This is a genomic window from Streptomyces sp. STR69 (assembly GCF_024519455.1).
Lineage (GTDB): Bacteria > Actinomycetota > Actinomycetes > Streptomycetales > Streptomycetaceae > Streptomyces.
Genome location: NZ_JALJRY010000067.1, coordinates 1 through 7,154, shown reverse-complemented (window position 1 = coordinate 7,154; position 7,154 = coordinate 1). Strand labels below are relative to the sequence as shown.

4 protein-coding genes, 1 tRNA gene and 1 pseudogene are annotated in these 7,154 nt (G+C 66.0%); all 6 read left to right on the top strand.

The window, feature by feature from the left end:
- Positions 1–236 precede the first annotated feature (236 nt).
- Positions 237–310: transfer RNA gene (locus OC490_RS48800), tRNA-Ile, on the top strand.
- 934 nt (positions 311–1,244) lie between these two features.
- Positions 1,245–1,535: a site-specific DNA-methyltransferase gene (locus OC490_RS48795; RefSeq protein WP_262064513.1), complete on the top strand. Its 291-nt coding sequence runs from the start codon at positions 1,245–1,247 to the stop codon at positions 1,533–1,535.
- A gap of 172 nt (positions 1,536–1,707) precedes the next feature.
- The gene (locus tag OC490_RS48790; protein WP_262064512.1) at positions 1,708–4,374 is read left to right on the top strand and encodes a DNRLRE domain-containing protein; all 2,667 of its coding nucleotides are present in this window, start codon (positions 1,708–1,710) and stop codon (positions 4,372–4,374) included.
- A complete protein-coding gene (locus OC490_RS48785; protein WP_262064511.1) occupies positions 4,371–4,937 on the top strand; it encodes a hypothetical protein in 567 nt (188 codons plus the stop codon). Before OC490_RS48790 ends, OC490_RS48785 begins: the two co-directional genes overlap by 4 nt.
- 22 nt (positions 4,938–4,959) lie before the next feature.
- Positions 4,960–5,730 carry a S1 family peptidase gene (locus OC490_RS48780; protein ID WP_262064510.1) on the top strand — a complete coding sequence of 257 codons (771 nt, stop codon included), beginning with the start codon at positions 4,960–4,962 and terminating at the stop codon, positions 5,728–5,730.
- Positions 5,731–5,848: 118 nt separating this feature from the next.
- A pseudogene (locus tag OC490_RS48775) lies at positions 5,849–6,662 on the top strand (IS5 family transposase).
- Positions 6,663–7,154 lie beyond the last annotated feature (492 nt).

Sequence of the window (7,154 nt, the reverse complement as noted above, 5' to 3'; positions counted from 1 at the left end):
ATTGGCAGAGCAGCCGGCTGTTAACCGGCAGGTTACTGGTTCGAGTCCAGTCGGGAGAGCCAGTGGACGGCAGTGGACGAGGACCCCGTTGGGGTCCTTTTTCATGTCCCCCGGAACCGCTCGGCGCAGGCCACAGTCCTCATGGTCATGCGAAGCCGACCATCCGAAGCAGGAGATCGTATGAGCGGCTATGCTGCGGCAGACGGCGCGCACAAATGTGCGCGACGCGCCGTAATGGGGCGGTAGCTCAGCCGGTTAGAGCAGCGGACTCATAATCCGTCGGCCGTGGGTTCGAGTCCCACCCGCCCCACCTGTGCAGGCTTCTGACCTGCGGAAACGTTCATTTTGTCCTGTCGGATCGTCAACTTTGCCTGAACGGACTGAATCCGCTGCTCGCGAGTTCGGCCTCGTTGCCGGTGTCGGTAGTGCGAATGCCCCCTGACCTGCATGGATGTTCCAGCTCGTAGCGGTTGAACATGCGGTATGTGGATGCTGTGACTGGTTGGGGTACTGGATTCTGGACGCTGGCTGGACGCGGGGAAACCGGAAGGGGTCGCTCCGGCGCCGAGTCATCCATTCTGCCCAGGGGTGTAGCAGGGTAGGTGCGGTGTGGTGGCGACTGGGCTCGCCTGGATCGTGCCGTTGCCGACGTGGCCGGTCGGCGTGGGGGAGAAACGGCCCGTACTGAAAACGGCCCCAGATCGCACCACGGAGTCGCTCCCCAGTGCCTCACGGTTTCGGCGGGGGCATGCAGACCGAGGGTTGCCGACGTAGCCTGTTCGGCTGCTCGGACTCCGGACTGCCTGTAGCTGGGTGGTCGAGTTACGGACGATGAATAGGGTGGTGGGCGCCCCTTGGAACACGGTGTAGCCGCCAACGGTGGGGCGGAGAGAAACGGCCCGTACAGGAAACTGTACGAAGGGTCACTCAGGGTGCGCGGAGACTGCTGTGGACGTCCACCCCGTTCCGTGCGAGGTGCTTGTTCTGCGGCGCGGGGGATGGGGTAAGCCCGGCCTGTGCGGGGTCGACTCGTAGTCCTTGATCGTGTTCGCCTGGCGGTGGGAGCTATCCCGCATGCGCGGGTCCCATTTCTTCTACGGCAGCAACCGGTACGTCGAGAAGGAGCAATCCCCACGTGCCCGGGGATAGCTCCTACCAGGATGCTCTAGCGGTACGCGATCGGCTGCGTCGACCGCCTCGGGCTCGTGCACCAGGCCGAGATGATGTAGCACAAGCCCAACCCCATGCCCGAGTCTGTCGCCGACCGTGTCGTGCGCGCCCACGAGACCGTCTTCCACTTCGCCCGGGGCCCGCGGTACCGGCACGACCCCGAGCACGCCCGGCTGCCCGGCGTGTGGACCGTGCCCACCACTCCGCTCAAGGTGCGCGCCGCACTGGAGGACGCCCGGCACTTCGCCGCCATGCCTGAGGCGCTGCCCCGCCGCTCGGGATCGTTCTGGACCCCTTCGGCACCTGCACCACCGCGGCAGCGGCGAAGGAACTGGGGCATCTCGTCGCGTTCCAGACCCCACTAGTTGGCGGATCCGATGCCCACATGAACAGGTAGTCAAGTTCTGTAAAGATGTGAAAGTTCAGTGTTGACCAATCATTGATGTACCCATTTTGCTCACTGGGTCAGAGATGGATACGGCGGCGGGGGAGTCGATGCATACGACGCGTTATTTGTCATGCCCTAGAACTATTCGCATGGCCGCACGGACGGCTGCGCTCGTCTGCACACTGGCACTGCTGATCCCGGGCGGTTCGGTGGTCGCCAGCGCGGACGCGAACAGCTCATCGGCCAGCACCACGGAGTCGCCGGGTGAGTCGAACACAGCCTCGGCCAGGGCGCAGGCCGAGGAACAGGGCAAGCGGGTCGAGATCACCAGCAAGCGCACCGAGGACTCGACCACGTGGGCCGACCCGAACGGCGCACTGACCACCGAGGTCTTCCAGGAGCCGATCCGGGTCCGCCAGAGCGGCGCCTGGACGCCAGTCGACACCACACTCGCCGACACGGGAGCCTCGGTCACACCCGGCGCGACGGCGGCGGACCTGAACTTCTCCGACGGTGGGACGGGCCCCTTCGCCAAGGTGACGGACGGCGGGACCTCGCTGGCCCTGTCTGTCGGAGGCGACCTGCCGTCGCCGACTCTGGAAGGGAACACGGCGACGTACGCCGGCGCTGTCTCCGGCGGCGACCTGGTCGTGACGGCGCTGCCCGGCGGATTCTCCGAGCAGGTCATACTTCACGAACGGCCGGATGGTCCCCTGACCATCCGGATGCCGCTGACCACATCTCAAGGTTTGCAGGTCTCTCAGGCCATTTCCGGCCACCTGGTCTTGACCGATGCGAGCGGCAAAACGGTCGCCGATGCCCCGGCACCGCACATGTGGGACTCTGCCGTCGACCCCGCCTCCGGACTCGCCGCGCACGACGCTCCGGTTACCTCCCGGATCGAGAACACCGACGAGGGCCAAGTCCTCGTCCTCACCCCGGACATGACCTTCCTCGACTCGGCCGACGTCAGCTATCCGCTGACCATCGACCCGACCACCACCCTGGCGGTCAGCACCGACACCTGGCTGGAGAGCCCCAACTACACCGACTCGCAGCGCTCTTCGGAGGAGCTGCGGGTGGGTACGTACGACGGTGGCACCCACCGGGCCCGCGCCTACCTGAAGTTCGACGTCGACGACATCCTCGGCTCCCACATCGTGGACACCGACCTGTCTCTGTACTCCTACTGGTCCTCCAGCTGCTCGACGTCCGGCTCCGGCATCCGAGTCCGCCGGGTCACCTCCGACTGGGACTCCTCGGCCGTCACCTGGGACACGGTGCCGACCGTGACCGGGACCGGAGAGGTAGTCAACACCGGGGCCCACGGCTACTCCTCGGCCTGCCCCGCCGCCTACAGCCACTGGGACATCGACGCCATCGTGCAGGCATGGGCGGACGGCGCCCCCAACTACGGCATCCAACTGCGCGCAGTCGACGAAACCGACTCCCTGACCTGGCGGCGCTACCGCTCCGCGAACTACGTCTCCGGAGACGACGCCGAAGAACCTCATCTGACCATCACCTACGAGGACGCCGAGCTCGCGGGCATCACCGACTCGTCCGACCTCACCACCCCGGTGGTAAGCAACGGAACGATCAAGGGCGCCGACGGGAACACGGTGGCCGGTGCGGACGTGGTGCTGTATGCCTGGCCGGACAACGAGTCGGACGACGCCCTCGAAGAAGGGGACTCGGTGAAACTGCAGCCTGTTGCGAAAGCGGTCTCCGACAGCAGCGGTGACTACACGCTACGGGTGGCCTCCGCCTCCTCGCTGACCCCCCAGGCCGCGGCGGACGGCACGGTGAACTTCGAAACCGTCGCCTATTCCGGCAGCCAGCAGGCTGTATTCAACTTCCCGCGCACACTGGTCACCGCGTCGAGCACTACGGCGTACCTGGCGGCGACCACAGATGCGGCCACCTCGGACACAGACACCACTTCCATGGCCGACACCACCCCGGTGGTCGCCGACCTGGTCATGGACAACGCGCTGTCCATCAGCGCGTACTCAAGCTCCAGCGACGGCGCCAGCAACGGCGTAGACGAGGAGAGCAGCTCGGCACCCGAGTCCCTGACGGACGATCCGGACAGCGCGACCGCCTCCGCCGCGGACGACACCGCGGCCGCTGAATCCGAAGCGAGCGACACGACCGCCGACGCGGGCGTCGCCAAGGGCTGCAACGGCACTCTGGTGAAGGGTCTGGGGGCGAAGTGGGTGATCGCCGGCCAGACCTACAGCGCCACCACGGGTGTCAAGCACACCTTCTCCTACAGCAAGGGCGCGGACAGTTCGTTGGGCGTCGGCGTCTCAGCCTCAGGCACCTACGGCAGCTTCACCAGCAGTGGCTCGGTCTCCAAGTCCAGCTCGATCACCATGGAATACCCCGCCTACGGCAACAACAGGGGCGTCTATTACAAGACCGAGTACAGCTACGGCAAGTACTTGGTGGCCTGCCAGAGCCCTGGGCGGGGCACACCGGTCACCCATCACTACGAGGTGCGCGCCAGGGGCTACTACGGCGGTGCGAAGACGAGCACGGCGTACATCCCCACCGCCAAGCATTGCGCCTATCAGCAGAAGGACACCAAGTTCACCCGGACGACCTCCCACGCCATCACCTGGTCCGACGGTGCCAGCGTCGCCGATGTGATCGGTATCGACCTGTCTGCCGAGACTGGCTACTCCAGCGACGCGACGGTGGAGTACACCTTCAATGCCAACCGCTATATCTGCGGCACGGGCGGAGCGCCGGGCGGCAGCCATCCGTACAATTTCGTCGCCACCACCACAAAGAGCGGGCACACCCGATGAGAGTACGGCGGCCACTGCCGGCCCTGATCATGCTCGTGGCCCTGGTGACGAGCTGCTCCTCGGGCGGTCACCAGGCTTCCGACGGCGGGCCGTTGAACGGACCCGGCGATGCAGAGGCCGGATCGGGCGAGGAGTGCATTCCGGCGAAGGCGGGCGGCAGTATCGCTTTCGGCGGGGACGAGCTGCACAACTACGGCAGCAAGGCAGTCGTCATCGACAAGATCACGCTACGCAAGGCGAGCGGTCTGCGCCTGGTCGAGGCCGTCATCGTGTCGAACTCGTCGGCCCTCATCGGTTACGGCTCCGGCTGGCCCCCTGACCCGGAGGCACGCAGCGGACCCGGCATCGACTGGGCCCACCGTCGCAAGGCAGTGGGAGCGACCCTCTCCCCCCAACCGGACAACGCGAAAGTCCTGAACAATCTGGTCCTTCATCTCCAGGTCACCGCCGCCTCCGGCGTACGCATGGCCGGGGTCCTGGTCAACTACCACGTCGGCCGTTCCGACTACGTCTGGCGCAACGTGCTGGGCCTGACTGTAGAGACGCAGAAGAAGTCATGCTGAACCGCCCATGCCCCGCCGGTTCATGACGAGCGTCCCGGCAGCGGTGCTGATGATCCTCATCGGCCTGCTGCCGGGCGGCTCGGCAGGCCCCCACGCTCGCACCCTGGATCCTGGGCCCGGTACCGGGGCGGTCGTGGCCTTGGTCAACGCGTCCTCACCCGCTGGGGATCTCTTCAACGGCCAGTTCTGCGGAGGCGTCCTGGTCGCACCTACTCTGGTTCTCACCGCCGCCCACTGCGTGCGGGGCAGACGGCCCGCCTCTGTGGACGCCGTCGTCGGAGCCGACAACCTGTGCCGCGGCACGCCCGTCCCGGGGCAGCGGCTCCACATCCGTACGGCCTTCTTGCATCCCCGCACACCGCAAGGACGGCTCGTGGACGCGGCGCTTCTCGTGCTGGCGGGTCGAGCCACCAGCACGCCTGCCCGCCTCCCCGATGCGAACGAGCAACTGCCGGTCACAGGTATCGAATTCGGCTGGGGCCGAGACGGCTACGGAGGGGTGGCGCCTTGCCGTCGCACTTCCGTGCCTCTGCGTTTCGTGTCAGGGCAGCAGTGCTTTCGCGCCCAGCTCAACCTGGACATCGCTCCCAACCCCGCCTGGCAACTGTGTGCCGTGCCGACCGCTGACGCCACCCGCAACACGTGCACGGGCGACTCCGGCAGCCCGGTCCTCGTCACGAACACGGTATGGGGTCTGGTCTCCTGGGGCCCCAGTTGTCGTATCGACGACGTGGGCGTCTATGTACGTGGTCCCGCGCTCAGAACATGGGTGACCAGAATCAAACCGTCGTAATTCCAAGGGCGTCTTGACATGGACGTTCCTTAAACCAGACCTATGAGCTCGTAACACGATCTTGTAGAGGTGTCCTGGTCGGGCGTGACCGATGTGATGATTCGGCCGTTCGTGATGTGTGAGCACCCGGCCGTGGATCGTGGACGACGACTTGTGGGCGTTGATCGAGCCGTTGCTGCCGCGCTGGCCGCAGAAGGCGCCGGGCCCGCGGCCGGTGGACGACCGGTTGTGTCTGCAGGGGATCCTGTACGTGCTCCACAACGACATAGCCTGGCAACTCCTGGAGCTGGAGCTGGAGCTGGGGTTCGGCTCGGGACAGACCTGCTGGCGCAGGCTGGAGCGGTGGCAGCAGGCCGGGGTCTTCGACCAACTGCACCGCATCCTGCTGGCCGAACTGAACGCGGCTGGCGAACTCGACTGGTCCCGCGTGTGTGTGGACGGCTCCCACATCCGCGCGAAAAAACGGGAGCCGACACCGGTCCGTCGCCGGTCGACCGGCGGAAGACAGGCAGCAAACACCATCTGATCTGCGACGGACGCGGCACCCCGCTAAAGGTCATCACCACCGCGGCCAACGTCAACGACGTCACCCAGACCCTTGCCCTCGTCGACGGCGCCCCGCCCGTGGCCGGACGGCCCGGCCGTCCGCGCCGGCACCCCGACTCACTCCTCGGCGACAAGGGCTACGACTCCAACCCCAACAGGCGCGAGCTGCGCAAACGGCGGATCCTGCCGGTCATCTCCCGCAAGGGCGCCCCGAACATCAAGGGCCTGGGCAAACTCCGCTACGTCGTCGAGCAGACCTTCGCCTGCTCCATCAGTTCAAGCGCCTCGCCGTCCGCTGGGAACGCCGAACCGAACTCCACGACGCCTTCATCTCGCTGGCCTGCAGCCTCATCTGCTGGAGACGCCTCAAGAAGGCCCGACCATGATCGTGTTACGAGCTCTACGAGAAGGGCCTGATGACCTTCCGTGTCGAGTCGGCCCCGCACAAGCGGGGATAGCTCCCCCACCTGCGGGGCCTCGGTCACGATGGTGAAGTCGGCCCCACGCGCGCGAGGATAGTGCGTACGGCGTCACCGTTGAGGCGAAGGAGGAAATGTCGGCCCCACGTAGTTGGGCGGCGATCCACCTGCCCTTGCGTCGCTGAGCGTTGGAAAGGAAATCCGCTGCGCATGGTTTTGAGACCCTCTCCTCAGCTGGGGAGAGGGTCTGTGAACCGGGTGCGCTTGCCCATCTGGGACGCGTTCTGGACGCAGGTTGGACACAAGGATCGGAGAAGACTGACAAGGGCCGAGAAGGACCGAAGCGTCAAACTGCGCCTGACCTGGGAAAACGGCCAAGGTGAGCATGGATCGGCAAGGATCGCCAAGATCCTCAAAGGACTCATAATCCGTCGGCCGTGGGTTCGAGTCCCACCCGCC

Bases quoted from the DNA above. Each gene is read 5' to 3' on its own strand.
- OC490_RS48785 (WP_262064511.1), top strand. From the start codon at position 4,371: ATGAGAGTACGGCGGCCACTGCCGGCCCTGATCATGCTCGTGGCCCTG.
- OC490_RS48790 (WP_262064512.1), top strand. From the start codon at position 1,708: ATGGCCGCACGGACGGCTGCGCTCGTCTGCACACTGGCACTGCTGATC.
- OC490_RS48780 (WP_262064510.1), top strand. From the start codon at position 4,960: ATGACGAGCGTCCCGGCAGCGGTGCTGATGATCCTCATCGGCCTGCTG.
- OC490_RS48795 (WP_262064513.1), top strand. From the start codon at position 1,245: ATGCCCGAGTCTGTCGCCGACCGTGTCGTGCGCGCCCACGAGACCGTC.